Below are 18,692 nucleotides of genomic sequence, written 5' to 3'. Positions count from 1 at the left end.
TTAAGGAACTGCGACAATAGCAACAATCTTATCGAGTACGTCGTTAATCGTTATACCTTCTGCTTCAGCTTGATAAGACAAGATAATACGATGGCGAAGTACGTTATGAACGACAGCTTGGATGTCGTCAGGCCCGACGAAATCTCTACCGCTAAGCCAAGCGTGGGCACGTGCACAGCGGTCTAAGCTAATGGTGGCGCGAGGACTTGTTCCCATCGCAATCCACTGGCCTAATTCTGCATCAAAACTCGCTGGCTGGCGGGTCGCCATTATTAATTGTACCAAGTATTGCTCTAACTCTGGCGCCATGTATAAGGACAAGGCTTCTTTACGAGATGTGAAAATATCATCTTGTGTTAGCGTAGGCGGTGTAATAGGCGGCTCTGAAAGTGCTTCCCCACGAGTTAAACGCAGTATTTCTAATTCGGTCTCTGCACCTGGGTAATCTATGTCTACGTGCATTAAGAAACGGTCAAGCTGCGCTTCAGGTAGCGGATACGTACCCTCTTGCTCTAATGGGTTTTGCGTTGCCATAACTAAAAACAGCGGGGGGAGGGGATAAGTTTTACTGCCCACGGTAATTTGACGTTCAGCCATCGCCTCTAGTAGCGCTGACTGAACTTTCGCGGGTGCACGGTTGATTTCGTCAGCTAACACTAGGTTATGAAAAAGCGGGCCTTTTTGGAAAACAAATTCGCCGGTTTCGGGGCGATAAATGTCTGTCCCGGTTAAGTCGGCCGGTAAAAGGTCTGGCGTGAACTGCACACGATGGAAATCACCGTCAATACCGTTAGCTAACGCATTAATTGCCCGTGTTTTTGCAAGTCCAGGTGGGCCTTCTACTAGAAGGTGGCCATCGGCCAAAAGAGCGATTAGAAGGCTTTTGGTTAACGCGTTCTGACCAATGATCTGCTGGTCTAAATAAGCGTGTAACTGTTGAAACTGCGCTGCTGCCATAATGCAAAATTTCCGTTTGAGTTCTCGTTATCAGGAAGTGTCAGTTGACCAATAGTGTTAATTAATCAATTAAAAAGTGATCGCCTTAGTAAAAAGTGAATTAACTAACATTACGTTAGTCACACTTTACCGTAGTCACTCTTTACCTTAGTCACAATGACACAAAACAGACTTTAATTTCCATATAAGGTTCATTCTACATTTCTTCAAGTCGTTAAATAGTAATAAAAATGCGATATGTGGTAGGGCATTAACAAGTTACTTGGGCCACCAGAGCATATTTATAGGAGGTAATTGGACGTTTTGCCGATGGTTTGAACTGCTCAGGTAAACTTTAGTTTCATTTATATTGCCCTTAGCTCTGCATTATTTGCTATTTTGTTCATTGTTTGTAAAAATCAGGTTTATTACAGGTCAGACCACTTTGTAGCAACGAGCTATTTTTAAAGTCGGTCATCAATTTAGGTGCATTATGGCAACAAAACAATCAGTTACTACCCGAGAGGGTGATCGCATCGCCATTGTCGCGGGGTTGCGTACTCCGTTTGCGAAAATGGCTACATATTTTCACGGCGTACCGGCTGTTGATTTAGGTAAAATGGTCGTAAACGAACTTCTCGTTCGCCATGGTGTTCAGAAAGAATGGGTTGACCAAGTTGTTTACGGTCAGGTGGTGCAAATGCCTGAGGCGCCAAATATTGCGCGTGAAATCGTGCTTGGTACAGGCATGAATGTTCACACTGACGCTTATAGCGTATCTCGCGCTTGTGCGACGAGTTTTCAGTCTACGGTCAACATCGCTGAAAGCATGATGGCCGGTACGGTTCAGGTGGGCATCGCAGGTGGTGCAGATTCAACATCAGTATCACCTATCGGCGTGTCTAAGAACCTTGCACGTGCTTTGGTAGATTTGCAGAAAACCAAAACCCTTGGTCAGAAGCTTAACATCTTCAAGCGCTTAAGCTTAAAAGACCTAGCGCCTGTTCCACCTGCGGTTGCTGAGTATTCTACCGGTTTGTCGATGGGGCAAACTGCCGAGCAGATGGCAAAAACACATCAGATTTCTCGCGAAGAGCAAGATAAACTAGCACATCGCTCGCACAGCCTAGCCGCTGAAAGCTGGGAAGCAGGTAAACTGTCTAGCGAAGTCATGACTGCTTATGCGGAACCGTACAAAGGCGCGCTCGAGCGCGATAACAATGTACGTTTCGATTCAAAGCTTGAAGGCTACGCGAAGCTTCGCCCAGTATTTGATAAGAAATACGGCTCTGTAACAGCTGCGAACGCAACCCCACTGACAGATGGTGCCTCTGCAGTGATCATGATGACAGAAAGCCGAGCCAAAGAATTAGGCTACACACCGTTAGGCTACATAAAAAGCTACGCGTTCTCGGCAATCGACGTGTGGGAAGACATGCTAATGGGGCCGTCGTACGCGACACCTATTGCGTTAGACCGTGCGGGCATGACGCTAAATGACTTAACACTAATTGAAATGCATGAAGCTTTTGCTGCGCAGACGCTTGCTAACGTTAAGATGTTTGCCAGCGACAAGTTCGCAAAAGAGAAACTAGGGCGCGATAAAGCGACCGGCGAAATTGACATGGACAAGTTTAACGTAATGGGAAGTTCAATTGCCTATGGTCACCCGTTTGCTGCAACTGGTACACGTATGATCACGCAAATGCTTAACGAGCTGAATCGCCGTGGCGGTGGTACAGGTTTAGTGACGGCATGTGCTGCAGGTGGTCTAGGTGCGGCAATGATTGTGGAGACAGAATAATATGAGTCAGGAACAAGAAATGACAAATGAAGTTCAGCCAACATCAGGCGCATTTACGCTAACTAAGCAAGATAATGGCGTTGCTATTCTTAGCATGGACGTACCTGGCGAGAGTATGAATACGCTTAAAGCTGAATTTGGCGATGAAATATCAGCCATGCTTGACGATATCGAGCGTGATAGCAGCATTAAAGGTGTTGTATTGACGAGCGGCAAACCAAACTCATTCGTCGCGGGCGCTGATATTACTATGCTAGCCGCGTGTAAAACTGCTGAAGACGCCACGACTATCGCTGCAGGCGGTCAAGCTATTTTCGATAGAATTGAAAACATGAAGGCTACCTTCGTCGCAGCGATTCACGGCCCTGCGTTAGGTGGTGGTTTAGAGCTTGCGCTTGCGTGTCACTATCGCGTATGTACCGATTCATCTAGTACTCAGGTAGGTCTACCTGAAGTGCAGCTTGGACTATTGCCAGGCAGTGGTGGTACTCAGCGTCTTCCTCGCCTAATAGGCATTCAGCAAGCAATGAAAATGATGCTAACTGGCTCGCCTGCACGGGCCAAGCAAGCCAAGAAATACGGCATTGTTGATGAAGTTGTTCCGCATAGCGTACTTTTGAAAGTGGCAGAGCAGTTTGCTCTTAAACGCAAGCCAGAACGTGAAGCTCCGCAAAAAAGCGCTATGGACAAAATGTTAGAAAAAACGGGTCCAGGCCGTAACATGATGTTCAAAAAAGCCCGTGAAGCAACGTTTGCAAAAACCAAAGGTAACTATCCTGCACCGGCTTACATTATTGACGTTATTGAAACAGGCATGAACGAAGGCATGAAAGCGGGGCTTAGAGCCGAAGCGGAAGCCTTTGGTAAGCTAGTGATGACGCCGGAATCTTTCCAACTTCGTCAGATTTTCTTTGCTACAACTGAAATGAAAAAAGAAAACGGTGTTGAAGGTGTTAAACCTGAAAAGATGAAGAAAGTAGGTGTGCTTGGCGGCGGTTTGATGGGCGGTGGTATCGCATATGTAACTTCAACTAAAGCCGGTGTGCCTGTGCGTATTAAAGACGTACGTGCTGATGGTATCGCAAACGCAATGAAGTACAGCTACGACATCTTAAATAAAAAGGTGAAGAAGCGTTTCATGCGTAACAGCGAAATGCAGAAGCAGTTAGCGCTTCTTACCGGTACGCTGGATTATAGCGGCTACCAAGACGCGGATATCGTGGTTGAAGCGGTATTTGAAGACCTAGATCTTAAACAGAAGATGGTGGCGGATATTGAAGAGAACTGCAAAGAAAGTACAATCTTCGCATCTAACACTTCGTCTATTCCAATTACACAAATTGCAGCGAAAGCGGCACGCCCTGAAAACGTGATTGGCCTCCATTACTTTTCGCCAGTAGACAAAATGCCGTTGGCTGAAGTTATCGCTCACGACAAAACGTCGGACCAAGTCATTTCATCTACGGTAGAGTTTGCAAAGAAGCAAGGCAAAACACCAGTTGTTGTTAAAGACGGTGCGGGCTTCTATGTAAACCGCATTTTGGCGCCTTATATGAATGAAGCGGCAAACCTTATTCTTGACGGTGAGCCTATTGAGCATATCGATAAGTCTTTAGTTAAGTTTGGCTTCCCGGTAGGCCCTGTGAAACTGCTTGACGAAGTGGGCATTGATGTTGGTACTAAAATTATTCCATTCCTTGTAGAGGCGTTTGGCGAGCGTTTCACTGCGCCGAGTGCGTTTGATAAAGTACTGGCAGATGGCAGAAAAGGTAAGAAGAACCAAAAAGGGTTTTATTCTTACGAGGGTAAGAAGCCGGGTAAAGAAGTGGACGAATCAATCTACGAATTACTTGGGTTATCGCCATCTGCCAAACTAAGCGAAAAAGAAGTAGCAGAGCGCTGTGTATTAATGATGCTAAATGAAGCCGCTCGCTGTTTAGACGAAGGCGTCATTCGCAATGCCCGCGACGGCGACATTGGTGCTATCTTCGGCATTGGCTTCCCTCCATTCTTAGGCGGTCCTTTCCGTTATATGGATACACTGGGAATTAAACATGTTGTTGCTCGTTTAAACCACTATGCTACTGCTGTAGGCGGTAAGTTCGCACCTGCTGACGTGTTAGTGAAAATGGCAGAAAATGATCAGAAATTTTATAGTTAAGTTTATAAAATGTTAAAAGCCGGGCTTTGCCCGGTTTTTTTATGTCTAATATCTATTTTTGCTGGTTTATTGTTCTATTTTGGGTAGAATTCGCGTGGTTAAAAAATAAACGTGTCAATTTGTTGGCGTCGATTATCAATGGGTTAACTTCAATAATCGATGGAAACCAGCAACTTCGCATAACTAGGTTAAACAGCTGGAGGTAGTGTGATTTCACTCGTAGTATTAAGCGTTATCTTTTCTCTGTATTTTTATATAGAAGCGTTTAAATGGGGGATGAACGCAAAGAAATGGGCAATAGCGGGTTTCGTATTAGGTCCAATCTTATTACCTATGTTCTCTATCTCTCGCCACATACATTGGCGTAATGCAGTAGGGTTTAATAATCTTTATATAGCTGCGTAAACATAGCAATTACGCTTAATTAACTTATTCTATTATCTTCAGATATAAAAAAAGAGAGTAAGCACTCTCTTTTTTTGAAAATCGTTTCAACTTCAAATTATAAGCCTACGCCATAGCCGCCACCTGTTCTAGGTTTTACGTACTCTAGCTGAGTAGTGGTTTCTTTTTGCGAATCAGGAGCCTGTTTAGCGCCTTCTTGCTTGTCGGCAGCAACTGGGGTAGCGGTAGAAAGTACTAGTGCAACTGCGTACTCTTTTAACATGTTGATTTCCTCTGATTATTATTTTGAACGAACAAACAAAGCCGATTTTTTATATTTGTTACCGGCTCTCTAGTAGTAGCTAGATACGTGCCAACTCGGTTAGGTTTGCATATTGTTATTAAAAATCAATGGGTTAATCTTTTTTGTGTGTTGTGGTTAAAGTAGAGAAAGCGCTAGCGCCATTATAATGACACTAAAGTCTAATATACGAAGGTTTATGGGGCGAAATTTTGCCCTAGTTTGCCGTTTAGGAGGAAGCTAAAAGACAATTAATGCCTTCATTAAGAGAAGGCGTTTTAAAACTGGCTATTGCCTAAAAGCGTGTGCAGCTTTTGATTTTCTGTAAGTAGCTTTTCAAAACGTTCTGCATTTAATGGTCGGCTGTATAGGAAGCCCTGCAACATTTCGCAATCGTAACGACGCAATATGTCTAGTTGAGACTCTTCTTCGACACCTTCGGCGACAACTTTAAGGCCTAGGTTGTGGGCAATGTTGATGATGGCCGCAGCCATATGGCGGTCTACATTGCTTTTTGCAATGTCATCAATAAAGGCTTTGTCGATTTTTAAGGTATTTAAAGGGAAGCGCTTTAAATACGCAAGTGATGAGTAGCCGGTACCAAAATCATCTAGTGCCAGGTGAATACCGCGCTCGCGCAGTCTCGTCATCATCTGAAGGCCGTTTTCAGGGCTTTCCATTAGCGTACCTTCGGTAATTTCGCATTCAAGGTGCAGTGGCGATAATCCCACATCGCTTAGTATTCTATTTATTCTGTCGTCTAAATCTGGCAGTTCGAACTGTTTTGCCGAAATGTTGACGGCAACGCGCCCGCTAAACAAACCTTGCTTTACCCAGCGTTTAGTATCGGCGCAGGCTTTGCGTAGTACCTGCTCGCCAATTTCAATGATTTGGCCGGTCTGCTCTGCTAACGGAATAAATTGCCCCGGGCTTACTATGCCTTTTTGCGGGTGTTCAAAACGTACTAGGGCTTCCATGCTAACCAGTTTCCCCGAGGCTATATCCACTTTGGGTTGGTAATACACGGTGAACAGGTCGTCTTTAATGCCTTGACGGATCAAATTTTCAATTTGCAGCTGCCTAACCGCGTTTTGATTCATTTCACCGCTAAAGAACTGATAGCTGTTGCCGCCATTATTTTTGGCAAAATACATGGCCGTATCAGCATTTTTCAGCATTTCCTGTGGCGACTCGCCATCGTCAGGGTAAAAGGCAATGCCAATACTCGCGCCTAACACAAACTCTTGTTTATTGATAATAAAGGGGCGCGACAGGGTATCTAACAAGCTTTGTGCATAATGGGTCACAGTATGAATATCAGCGTTATCTTCCATTAAAATACTGAACTCATCGCCACCCAATCGATAACAAGTGGCATTTTTGCCGGTAATACGCTGTAGTCGCTTGGCTATTTGTTTGATTAATATATCGCCGGTTTGATGGCCTAACGAATCGTTAATTTTTTTAAAGTTATCCATATCCAAGCAAAGCAGTGAGTGAGCGCTAGATTTACGCACTAGGTTCTGATGGCTCGCCTGGAAGAACGAACGGTTAGGGAGTTCGGTCAACGGGTCGACATTGGCAAGTTTCAAAAGCTCTTTTTCAGTACTCTTACGAGACGTAATGTCGCTGAAAACTCCAACAAAGTGACTTATTTTGCCGTCTTCATCGTGTACAGCATCAATATTTAGCTCCATTTCGTAGCGCTCGCCGTTTACTCGTACGCTCTCTACTTCACCAGACCAGTTACCCTTAGACTTAAGGGTTTTCTTGATTTCCTCGGTAAAGGCGTCTGGGTATAAATGAAAATGCATAAAGCTGGCAAGTGCTTGGTCACGTGTTTCACCGGTATAGCTGCAATATGCATTATTAACGCTAATAAATTTAAATTGGGTATTAGTAATAAATACCCCTTCTGAGATGTTCTCAATCGAGCGCTTAAACAAGTTAAGCTGCTCTTCAGCTTCTTTTAAGTGGTGAATATTTTTGAGCGTGCCTGTCATTCGCACCGGCTGCTCGTTGTGGTCGCGCTCTACCACTTTTCCGCGATCAAGTATCCAAATCCACTGGTTTTTAAATGTCTTAGCACGGTAGGGCCAGTTCATAAAAATCACTACCGCCTTCTAAATGTGCTCTGAGCGCAGATTTAACACGAGTAATATCATTGGGGTGAATATTGGCATCATAGGCGCCAGTAGTACGAATATCGTCTTGAGGGAAGTCTAGTGTACCCCAGGTATTTGCACGGTATACCTGACCTCGATATACATCCCAGTCCCACAGCTCATCGCCTGAACTCCACAGGGTTAACTTCAAACGCTCTTCAGACTCTTTTATGGCAAGCTGATTTGCTTTTCTTATTTGGTATTGTCGTAAAATGAAGGCAAAAAGAGCCAATGCAACTAAACCGTAGAAAACAAGGGCTACGGTGTGAAGCCAAGGAGGGCGCTCTATGGTTATTTTTAAATTTCTACTTTCAGACCACGCTTTACCTGGCTCTTTCGCCTGTACTGAAAATGTATAGTTACCGAAAGAAATATTGTTAAACTGAGCAGTACGTTCTTTGTCGACGTAGACCCACTCACTTTCAAAACCGCTAAGCTTATATCTATAAGTCACCTGATCTGGATAAACCGGATTAACCAGCCCAAACGAAATACTAAAGCGGGTTTCGTCGTGCTTTAGAGCTAGTTGCTTTTCATAGGTAACATTTTCTTTTAAAGATAAGTAGCTCGATGCTTTATCATTTTCATTCTGTTGTTGCCTAGCTTTTGCCAACGAGCCAAATACACTAATTTGATACAATTGTGGAGGAAAAGTTCGCTTAACATGGTCATTCTCTCCAATTGCCTGCTTAGAAATTTTAACAAAGCCTTTATTACCACCAAAATAAATCGTTTTATCAGAAGTGGCAATAACAGCGCCTTCGCCAAGTGAGTTAAATTCTAACTGAGCGTTCGGAATACTATCCGCCTCTCTTAATGTGGGCAAGTGAACTTTATGAACACCTTTAGCATCTGAATACCAGATGCTATTTTCTATCGCAGTCGTTGAAGTGATAAAGCCGCTTTGGTTATCCCTCTCTTGCTTATTCAGTAGGGCGAAACTTTTTTTATCTAGCTGGATAACACCATCTGAGCGTGTGGTTAACCATAAGCCCGAAGGAGTTTCATGCACGCCATATACCAGAGAGTTTATGCCGTTGGATGAGTCCAGAACTCGAATGACTTTATCTTCTTTAACTGAATAGATAACTAATTTTTCACCGGCCCTAAACCAAATGTTATTATCGTTGTCTTCATAGATCGCTAAAATATTTTTGGTTTGGTCAGTAATAACCCCTGTTATTACTTCGTTGTTTTGTACCTGCCCTGAACTGGAGTAAGTATTTATAGATAAAACGCGGCCATCTAATACCTGAAGCCAAATTGCCGAGTTGCTTTTAAAAATATGGTCGATGAATGAACCTTTAAAATACTCATGCACTAACTCAAGGCCATCCCCTGTGTCTTTAAATACGAGCAAGCCGACAGATGACGCGATCCAAATATTATCCTGGCTATCAATTTCGATATCCCAGTAGTGTACGGCAGGGTCCATCTCTTCAAAAAAGTCGAAAAACGAGACACTCCCCGTTTCGCGAGATATTTTTCCTAGCCCTTTTTGCTGTGAAACTAGGTAAAGTGCTTTATCGCTGTTTTCTGCAAAAGCCCAAATGGTAGAGTAATTATCGTCGCTATGGCGTTCGGAATTATAAACAGGTTGAAAGTGCACGCTGGCATATTCAGGGTGGTACTTAAAAGCGCCGCGATGAAAGGTTGCGGCCCAGACCACGCCCGTACGGTCCTCAATTACTCGAAATACGATTGCCGATGGAATACCAGTAGAACTATAGATATCTGAATTCAAATGCAAATAATCAGGTCGATAATCAGCCGATATAGAGCTTTCAGCAGCATCTGACAATAAAAACAGTCCAATATAAGTACCCACCCAAATATCTTTACCAACAACAGAAATTGAAAAAGAATTAACTTCTTCGGTGACTCCCAAGTCATCGCTTTTAATGCGCTTTAAAATGCGGCCGTTAGAGGCTAAAACGATAAGGCCCTCATTTGTTGCTAACCAATAATTACCGTTAATTACAGTGATATCGTGAAGCGCGCGTATATCTAGAGAAACACCCCAGGGGTTAACTTTGCTTGCGTTGTGAACTTCCAACGTTTCAGAGTCTATTATGGCAGCGCCGAATTGGTTAGAGCCTACCCATATACGGTTAGCCTCTTCAAAAATCACTTTTATAAAACTTTCTTCTTTAAAGACTTGCGTTAACACAATTATTTGGGATTTTTCTCTGGAGAAGCGGTAAAGAAATTTACGGTCAGCAAAAAGGATATCACCATTTTTCGCTTCTGAAATTGCCGTGACTAAGTCTGTTTTTATCACAGAGTTGTCTTTATTAAAGACTTTAAAGTCATCCGATTCTGGCTGATAAAGTGCCAGCCCTGAATGAGTTCCAACCCACAGCTGTCCTTCGGAGTCGACAAATAGTGTTTGAATGTAACCGGAGGGTAAAGAGTTAGGATCAACGTCTGATGGGTGGTATTGCTTTACATCATAACCTGAATAGCGGTTAAGGCCATTTGACGTTGCTAGCCAAATGAAGCCCATATCATCTTCCACAATATCTAAAACAGCGGTGTCTGATAGGCCGTGTTGCTTATTCAATTCTGTGAAATGAAGATCAGAAACTTCTATCGCCTTCGCAGGATTAAAGTAAATTCCTGACAAAGCCAACAAAAGAAGCAGCATTGAATTAATTAGGGTTGAGCGCACCTATACACCTTTGGCATACGCCATTTATTATTTTTTTATTTTTTTACTGGCAGCATCCCTAACGACCAGAGTAATAAATATGCCGAATTAACTGAGTCTCTACAAGGACTTTTTAGGGTTAACAGGGATGATGGGTTACTTATTAAGCAATGCTAAATAAGTTTGGAAATAAATCCGGTGTCTATTTATCGACACTGTGGTCAAAAACTTGACGTTTATATCTTGTCTAAATCCTTGGTTGCTATGTGTTTTCTGTAATATGTTGACGAAAAAGAAATATTATGGAAAGAATTTAAAGCCTGCTACTCAAGAAAGACAATAAAAGAGGGCATAAGATGGTCCTTAAACTAAAAGCCGAGTAGCCGGAAGTTTGTAACAGCGCAATAAAAGAAAAACATGCTCAGTAGTAAGGTATTTCTTGTTTGAAGTGTGAAATACTGTTTATTGTACGTTTCTCTTGGGTGGAAATCGCCTCGAACTTTCCTTTTGAAAAAAGGACAAGTTCTCCACAGCGTTCACGCTTAGCAAGTTGCTGCGCAAACCCCTGGATTTCTTCAAAACTCAGTGCTTTGACTCGCTCCGCGAGTTTTACGTTTCGATTAAACCCTAGGTCCTGTGTACCCAAACTCACCCATAGCCGCTGAGATTTCATAGAAAGCGTTAGATCTCGTTCCTCTAACTGTTTTATTAAATTCTGCTGAATAGTCGGCCAGTAGAAGCGATAGAACTCAATTTCATTTAGTTGCTGAAATAAAAAGTCGGTCATTGCATCTAACAAATGCTTCGGGCTGCACTGCGGACTTTGGATGTAGAACGCGATACCAGGGTGCTGGTTGTGCGGCACATAGCCGGTTCCTACAATATAACCCAATTGCTGCTCTGTTCTTAATGCATTGAAAAATGGGGCGGCCAGCATTTGCTCTAATACCATGCAGAGCGCCGTGTCGGTAAAGCCCGGCGAGGGGGCTTGTAGATAAAGCACTACCGCAGAGTCATCGTGGTTACAAAGCACTTCATGATAAAGCGTTCCGCCCACAGGAAGCTTAGATACCGCCCGTGAAAGCGGTCCACCACCTGCATTTTTACATTGTTTTTGTAGGGTTGCTGAAAAGGCTTTTGCTTCTTCGCTAGCCCAGTTTCCGTGCATAAATGCTTCGATAAAATAGTGTTCAAAAGCACGGGTTCTGAAATTAAGCATCTGCTCGTAAGAGATGGTGTCTATCACATCTAATAGTTCTACCGGCGCCTGAGTGTTACGCTGTATGAGTACACTTAATCGTGAAAATAACCGGTTAGTGGGTTTATTTAATAAAGAATTGTGAAGACTCTGAATCTGCAGCGCTTTGTGATGTTCAAAGGCTTTTTCATCAGGTATGAAATCAAGCACGGCAGCGAGAAGCTGATTGGCTAACAGGGTTTGTTGATTAGTGAAGCCTCGGGTGTGAAGCGTAAACCCAGCTTGATGTCCATATATACGATAATGCAGACCGGCTATTTCGGCTCTGTAATATTTAGCTTGCAGGTAATCATTTAACGCGCCCAGCCAGATGCGTTTAGCAGCAACAGCCAGTAGAGAGTCAGAAAATTTCGCCGCGTCAAAAGAGATATAAATATCGCCTTTAGGGCTATGGAACTGCTGATCTTGGGCAAACCAAAAGCGATAACCTCCATTATCCACTAATTTATTAGGAATATTAAAGCCAGCTTCAGGCAAAATGAGGCTGTATTCACTTGCTAAATAAGGGTTAGGTGGAGGAAGCTGCAATTGACTAATGGCCTTTGGTGACGCAAGTTCGCGCAACAGTTCAGGCGAAATTTTCTCTACACTGTATTCGGCTTCGTAGAACGCACAAACTTGTGTGGTTTTCACGTCTTTAGAAATAACCTTAAGGCGAATGTTATCCGGGGCGAAATAGGATAAAGCATGTTCAATGACATCTTTATCATAGCTGTCTATGGTAGAGCGCAGTTTTCCTATTTCGTTTGCTCCAAAAATAAACTGGTGCTGCGCGTATTCAGTCACCACACTAAGTGGCTTGATATTTTCTTCGTACTCAAGAGCTAAAGTATTTAACTTTGATTTTTCGTGAAAGCGCCAATCTTCATGGGATGCTTCTCGAATTATTGAGATGTAACTAAATAATGCTTCCAATACGCGGGTTTTGTTTTCCAGCCCGTTTTGAGTAAGCTGGAAACTAACATTGAAGTCTTTAAAATTGTCTCCCTCAATACCCGAACCAGCAATAAGGTTCAGCGCCCAGTCTTTTTCTTTAAGGTAGGCAAGCAAACTACCTTCGCCTTCATCGCCAATTAAATGACTAATATAATTCAACGGTTTCGTTTTATAGTCATTTTGTAAAGCGGGTAGGGCGAATGTCACTATCATTCGCTTTGCTGACTGAAGTGGGTGAATGTTTATTTGTATACCCAATTCATTTTCGGTGTAAAGGACAGGCCAGTCATCTGTCGCTAACTGTCCTGACGGCATACTTGCAAAACATTGATGCACTAATGCTTCAAGTTGAGGTAAAGGCATGCTACTGGCAATACACAGGCACATGTTCTTTGCGCAGTAATAAGTATGGTGAAGTGCTTTGAGTTGTTGCTTTAACGCAGCGCCCCCATGTTGAGAAAAGGTATCGCTATTACCTACTGAGAATTTAGCGAAAGGATGCTGTGGATTACAGGTTTCTTTGTGAATTTGATAAAGGCGACGAAGGTCATCTTTTTTCTTGAACTCAAATTCCGCATGTATGTTTTTTATTTCGTTGGCGAGGGCTTCTTCCTCGAACAAAGGTTGCCTAAGCATATCGGCAAAAGCAGGTAAGGTTTGCGCAATCGCGTCACCACTACAATTAAAATGGTAATTAGCGTATTCGGTGCCAGTCCACGCGTTTATGGAGCCCCCATGCTGTTCAATAAAGCCATTTATAGCGTTGGGTTTGGGTAAGTGCCGGCTCCCCATAAAAAGCATGTGTTCCAAAAGGTGGGCTAACCCCTGACAGTCGTTGGGGTCGTAGAAGTGTCCTGCTCGTACCGCCATAGAAACGAACGACTCATTTGCCTCGGGCGTATGACACAGCATAACACGCAGGCCGTTAGGCAAAGTTGTGTGATGCGCGTTTTCTAAGTTAATCGTGTTATTCACATTTTCCCATATATGGTCAAGGGCACCTTACTGCTGGAGCATCTATTAAGATAATCTTCACAAAACATTAAATAATAGTCGAAAATTCACATTATTCACGGTTTTGCGCTAGGCGTAGATTCAGCTCTCTGATATCGTTAGCGTACTTTCATTAATACTATGCGCAATGTTATGTCAGGTCAAAGTAGCAACGACGACATTTATCTTTTCATTATGCGTCACGGTGAAGCAGAAGCGCCTCGACTCGATGACAAAAGTAGACAGCTTACCTCGGTAGGCCGGGAGCAAGCGAAGTCCGCTGCACTATGGCTAAAAGGTCAGTATTGCGACGAGGGCGTTGTTGATTTAGCGCTTGTAAGTCCGTATCGCAGGGCTAAGCAAACCTTTGATATGGTGTCGTTAGATGTGGTAGCGAGTAAAGTTGAAAGTAATGAAGATATTGTGCCAGAAGGCTCGCCGCGTTTGGTAAGTGATTATATCGACGGCCTGCTTCACGCAGCAGTTAACTCTAAAAAGCCCATTAAAAAGCTGCTTGTCGTTAGCCATATGCCACTAGTTAGCTATTTGGTTGATGAGCTTTGCCAGTCCTATACCACCAGCTTGTTTTCTACAGCGTCAATCGCGGTTATTAAGTATTCTTTGAATGAGCACAAGGGCACCTTGGTTACGCACTATCAAGGTCTCTAGTTCTGTCCACTCATTCTCACGTGACTCAATAAAAATTGAACAAATACTTGTTAAGTATATCCCTGTCCGGTCGATAGCCTTTTTGAGAGTGTCAAAGTTTATTCTATTGAAGGGTTGGGAAATGGACAGCAAATCTATTCCTGAGCTCCTTAAACGTTCATTGCAATCGCATATGGCGGAGGCTGATTTACGTGAAGATGAGGAGACGCAGGATATTATTGCCAGGTTATCTGAACTATCAGATAAAGTCGCTGCTGCAAAAGCAAGAGCGCTGGCAAATCGTGCACAACGTCTCGCTGACGAAACAAAAGGCTAGCAGATAAGGTCAAAAGGTATAATAACCACTACATTGCTTAGTGGTCATTATTTGACTCGTTAGGTGCAACATAATATTCCGGCATAATCCTGACAGTTTTTATCATGCTTTCTGAAATATCGACGATTTCAAGGGGATAACCTGCCAAACGCACGCTGACCTTGTTTTCTGGAATATCTTCAAGATACTCAAGTAATAGGCCGTTAAGGGTTTTCGGTCCTTCGGTTGGTAATTTCCAGTCCATTTCTCGGTTTAATTCACGCACGTTAGCGCTTCCGTCAACTAATACCGAACCATCTTGCTGCACGTGGGCTTCTTTACTGTGGTCTGGGACCATACTGGTGGTAAAATCACCGATAATTTCTTCAAGAATATCTTCCAGGGTCACCAAACCCATGATATCGCCATATTCATCTACCACTAGAGCAATGCGCTCTTTTTCTGCTTGAAACTTATACATTAGCGTATGCAGAGGCGTAGATTCTGGGGTGTAGTAAATCTCCCGTACTGCGCGAAGCAGGCTCGACTTGGTAAACTGATCTTTCGATAAAAGCCGCAAAGCATCACGCACGTGTACAAAGCCTACCGCATCATCGACGCTATCGCGGTATAACAACACTCGGGTGTGTTGAGCATGGGTCAAGGCTTTTTGAATTTTCTTCCAGTCGTCATTGATATCTATGGCAAAGATTTCGGCGCGGGGCACCATGATATCTTCGGCAGTGACGCTTTCTAAATCCAAAATGCTAACTAACATGTCTTGGTGTCGCTTAGGGATCATAGCACCAGCTTCAAACACTACCGTTCTTAGCTCTTCTCTGCTCAATGAATCATCATTGCCATTTGCAGGACTAATTTTTAGCAGTGCAAGAATACCGTTGGTAATACCGTTTATAGCGGCGACAAAAGGGTACAGTAGAGTGAGTAATGGAAGCAGAATAATAGAACTTGGAAAGGCTATCTTTTCTGGATAAAGTGCCGCCAAGGTTTTAGGGGTGACTTCTGCGAAAATTAGCAATACTAACGTTAGGCCAAAGGTGGCGGCGAACAGCCCCCAATAGTCACCAAATAGGCGAATACAGAGTATGGTGGCAAGCGAAGAAGCCGCTATGTTAACAAGGTTGTTACCGATAAGGATGAGGCCGATTAGGCGGTCTGGTCGTTCTAGAAGCTTTGCAACACGCATAGCCGAGCGGTTGCCTTCTCCTTGCAAGTGCTTAAGTCGATAACGATTTATCGACATCATGCCTGTTTCTGAACTAGAGAAATACGCAGATAGTAATATGAGTACGCCGAGCGCGATAAACAGCGTACTCGTTGATATGTCGTCCAATTAAGGGGTTCCTGTCTAAACTAAGGCTTCAAATGTATTGATTTGAGGGGTGAGTTTCAAGGGGTAATTGTTGATATCACCCTAATTACTTAGAAAGTTCAGCGTAAAGTGAGAGCCGCCTAGCCATGTTGTTGATAGACTCGGCGGCTATATGTGTCTCTATTTAAAGAAGGAACTCGCGAACCAGCTTGCTACCAAAATAGGCAAGAGATAAAAGCGTAACACCCAATACCGTCATTACAATGACCTGACGCCCGCGCCAACCTCGAAGTTTCTGGCCTATCAGAAGAATAAGGAAAACCACGAGCGCTGCAGCGGAAAGCACCGTTTTGTGCGCGTAGGTTTTATTAAACATGTCTTCTAAGAAAACAAAACCGCTAATAAGCGACACGGTTAATAGGCAGGTGCCTGCAAGTAATAACTTGAACAAGATGTTTTCCACCAGCATTAGAGGCGGTAGTGATGAATGGAGTAGCGCCGCACCTTTTTGTTTAAGCCTATAGGTAATGTACGACATTTGAAGTGCATACAAAAATGCAATGACCAAGGTACAGTATGCAAACAAGGATAAGCTGATATGAATAACCAAGCCGGGCTGCAGTTCAATATGCATGATGTACGACACGGGAATAAACTGAGAAGCAAGTACCGAAAGGCAAGCAAAGCCGAATACAACGGGAAGTAAAATTAAATTCGCAATAGCGCGGGCGAAAATGAGCATGGAAATGGTGATTATCCACGACACTAAAGAAAGCACGTTGGTTACACTCATATCCTGACCTGGCGCAACGATAATGGCGTTGGAAAGAAACGCGATATGTGCAATTGCCCCTACACTAGCGATAGATAGACCTAAACGTTTGTTTGGGCCGTCTTGATGTACGAATTTGCCAATAAGCACTGCCGCAGCCAACGCGTAGAGTAAAGCAGCAGAAATGGCGAAAAGGGTGTTCATGATGCGTCCTGTAATAGGTAGGTGATGTCTTCACCGACTGAGTCGGTATTGATACTTCAACTTGCAAGTAAATTCAACCATCTCCTTGATTTTGTTTGTTTCACACCCACTTTTAGTGTGGTTATATAAAGCTCGCATATCTGTGGTCTATTAACCTTTGCCGCGTATCCTAGTGTTAGAACGACAACAAAAAAACAATAGATACCTGAGCAAAAGTTTAAAAATTTAACCGCAATTGTGGGTACGTTACGCTTCGCTTTTACGTTACAATGTGGGCATTACGTCTGAAATAAAAAGAAGTTTCATACTATGTTTGAGAATTTATCAGAACGCTTAGGCCAGACATTACGAAATGTCAGCGGTAAAGGGCGTCTTACTGAAGACAATATTAAAGAAACGCTACGCGAAGTGCGAATGGCACTTCTTGAAGCCGACGTGGCGCTTCCAGTGGTCAAGTCGTTTGTTGCACAGGTAAAAGAGCGTGCTGTTGGTACAGAAGTGACCAAGAGTCTTAAACCTGGCCAAGTATTCATTAAAATTGTTCAGTCTGAACTAGAGTCTGTGATGGGGGAGGCGAACGAGAAGCTTAACCTCGCTACTCAGCCTCCTGCTGTTGTGCTAATGGCTGGCTTACAAGGTGCGGGTAAAACCACCTCTGTAGGTAAACTCGCCAAATATTTAACAGAGCGCGAGAAAAAGAAAGTCATGGTAGTGAGTGCCGACGTATACCGTCCCGCCGCTATCAAGCAGCTTGAAACCCTGGCCGGTGAAGTGAATGTTGCTTTTCATCCGTCAACGATTTTACAAAAGCCGATTGATATCGTTAACGATGCCATTGTTGAAGCGAAGAAGAACTTCTTTGATGTACTGTTAGTGGATACCGCAGGTCGTTTGCATGTTGACAACGACATGATGGACGAAATTAAAGAACTTCACGCTTCCGTTAAGCCTATTGAAACACTGTTTGTGGTTGACGCCATGACGGGGCAAGATGCTGCGAATACGGCAAAAGCCTTTAACGATGCGCTTCCGCTTACCGGTGTAATCCTTACCAAAGCGGATGGTGACGCTCGAGGCGGTGCTGCGCTGTCGGTTCGCCACATTACCGGTAAGCCAATCAAGTTTATCGGTATGGGGGAGAAGGTTGATGCACTTGAGCCTTTCCACCCTGAACGTGTCGCTTCTCGAATCTTGGGCATGGGTGACGTACTTAGCCTTATCGAAGAGGTTGAGCGTAAAGTTGATAAGTCAAAAGCCGAAAAGCTGGCCAAAAAGGTGCAGAAAGGTAAAGGCTTCGATTTGCAAGATTTTAAAGATCAGCTTGAGCAGATGAAGAACATGGGCGGCATGATGGGAATGCTTGATAAGCTGCCTGGCATGGGCGGTATGTCTGATAAAATTAAAGATCAGGCCAATGACAAGCAGTTCAACCAAATGGAAGCCATAATCAATTCAATGACGCCGGCTGAGCGTGCGCGCCCTGATATGATTAAAGGTTCACGTAAGCGTCGTATTGCGGCAGGTTCAGGTACGCAGATTCAAGACGTAAACCGTTTGCTTAAACAGTTTACGCAAATGCAGAAAATGATGAAGAAGATGTCTGGCGGTGGCATGAAGAAAATGATGCGCCAAATGAAAGGCATGATGCCACCGGGCGGTGGCGGCTTTGGAGGCCCTGGCGGTCCGGGCGGCCCAGGTGGATTTGGCGGGGGCGGCTTCGGCGGAGGCGGCGGCTTCCCACCACGCTAATTAGCTATAGTTCTAAAACGACCAAAAACCTCAACAGCAGCAATGCATTGAGGTTTTTTTGTTTTTGTTGCATCCAATATCA

The 18,692-nt window shown here is 43.8% G+C and carries 11 protein-coding genes and 1 pseudogene; 6 read left to right on the top strand and 6 right to left on the bottom strand.

What is annotated here, in order from left to right; all coding sequences use genetic code 11:
• Complete coding sequence (locus D1814_RS01880; RefSeq protein ID WP_118489839.1) at nucleotides 1-957, bottom strand: AAA family ATPase; 957 nt, start codon at nucleotides 955-957, stop codon at nucleotides 1-3.
• 472 nt (nucleotides 958-1,429) lie between these two features.
• Between D1814_RS01880 and fadI the strand changes: the two genes are divergently transcribed.
• The 3 genes from fadI (at nucleotide 1,430) to D1814_RS01865 (ending at nucleotide 5,306) form a co-directional block, all read left to right on the top strand.
• A complete protein-coding gene (gene fadI, locus D1814_RS01875) occupies nucleotides 1,430-2,740 on the top strand; it encodes an acetyl-CoA C-acyltransferase FadI (protein ID WP_118489838.1) in 1,311 nt (436 codons plus the stop codon).
• A gap of 19 nt (nucleotides 2,741-2,759) precedes the next feature.
• Nucleotides 2,760-4,901, top strand: a complete 2,142-nt coding sequence (gene fadJ, locus D1814_RS01870) for a fatty acid oxidation complex subunit alpha FadJ (RefSeq protein WP_118495281.1) — start codon at nucleotides 2,760-2,762, stop codon at nucleotides 4,899-4,901.
• Between the two features lie 207 nt (nucleotides 4,902-5,108).
• On the top strand, nucleotides 5,109-5,306 hold the full coding sequence (locus D1814_RS01865) for a hypothetical protein (RefSeq protein WP_118489837.1): 198 nt from the start codon (nucleotides 5,109-5,111) through the stop codon (nucleotides 5,304-5,306).
• Between the two features lie 97 nt (nucleotides 5,307-5,403).
• Here D1814_RS01865 and D1814_RS19370 read toward each other — a convergent pair whose 3' ends face one another.
• From D1814_RS19370 to D1814_RS01855, 3 genes and pseudogenes are all read right to left on the bottom strand, one after another.
• Entirely contained in the window at nucleotides 5,404-5,568 is a 165-nt protein-coding gene (locus tag D1814_RS19370; protein ID WP_162889810.1) for a hypothetical protein, read from the bottom strand.
• A gap of 296 nt (nucleotides 5,569-5,864) precedes the next feature.
• Nucleotides 5,865-10,422, bottom strand: a pseudogene (locus D1814_RS19780) (EAL domain-containing protein).
• A gap of 400 nt (nucleotides 10,423-10,822) precedes the next feature.
• A complete protein-coding gene (locus D1814_RS01855; protein WP_118489836.1) occupies nucleotides 10,823-13,570 on the bottom strand; it encodes an insulinase family protein in 2,748 nt (915 codons plus the stop codon).
• 171 nt (nucleotides 13,571-13,741) lie between these two features.
• Between D1814_RS01855 and sixA the strand changes: the two genes are divergently transcribed.
• Both sixA and D1814_RS01845 read left to right on the top strand, forming a co-directional pair.
• Nucleotides 13,742-14,257 carry a phosphohistidine phosphatase SixA gene (sixA, locus tag D1814_RS01850; protein ID WP_232368955.1) on the top strand — a complete coding sequence of 172 codons (516 nt, stop codon included), beginning with the start codon at nucleotides 13,742-13,744 and terminating at the stop codon, nucleotides 14,255-14,257.
• A gap of 121 nt (nucleotides 14,258-14,378) precedes the next feature.
• Entirely contained in the window at nucleotides 14,379-14,573 is a 195-nt protein-coding gene (locus D1814_RS01845) for a hypothetical protein (protein ID WP_118489834.1), read from the top strand.
• Between the two features lie 37 nt (nucleotides 14,574-14,610).
• On the opposite strand, the gene D1814_RS01840 is transcribed toward D1814_RS01845, so the two are convergent.
• Entirely contained in the window at nucleotides 14,611-15,906 is a 1,296-nt protein-coding gene (locus D1814_RS01840; RefSeq protein WP_118489833.1) for an HlyC/CorC family transporter, read from the bottom strand.
• A gap of 163 nt (nucleotides 15,907-16,069) precedes the next feature.
• Entirely contained in the window at nucleotides 16,070-16,861 is a 792-nt protein-coding gene (locus tag D1814_RS01835) for a cytochrome C assembly family protein (RefSeq protein WP_118489832.1), read from the bottom strand.
• Nucleotides 16,862-17,170: 309 nt separating this feature from the next.
• On the opposite strand from D1814_RS01835, the gene ffh reads away from it, so the two are divergent.
• A complete protein-coding gene (ffh, locus tag D1814_RS01830; RefSeq protein ID WP_118489831.1) occupies nucleotides 17,171-18,610 on the top strand; it encodes a signal recognition particle protein in 1,440 nt (479 codons plus the stop codon).
• Nucleotides 18,611-18,692: the final 82 nt, after the last annotated feature.

The sequence above is a fragment of the Alteromonas sp. BL110 genome, from assembly GCF_003443615.1.
GTDB lineage: Bacteria > Pseudomonadota > Gammaproteobacteria > Enterobacterales > Alteromonadaceae > Alteromonas.
This window is presented reverse-complemented; position numbering and strand designations above follow the sequence as displayed.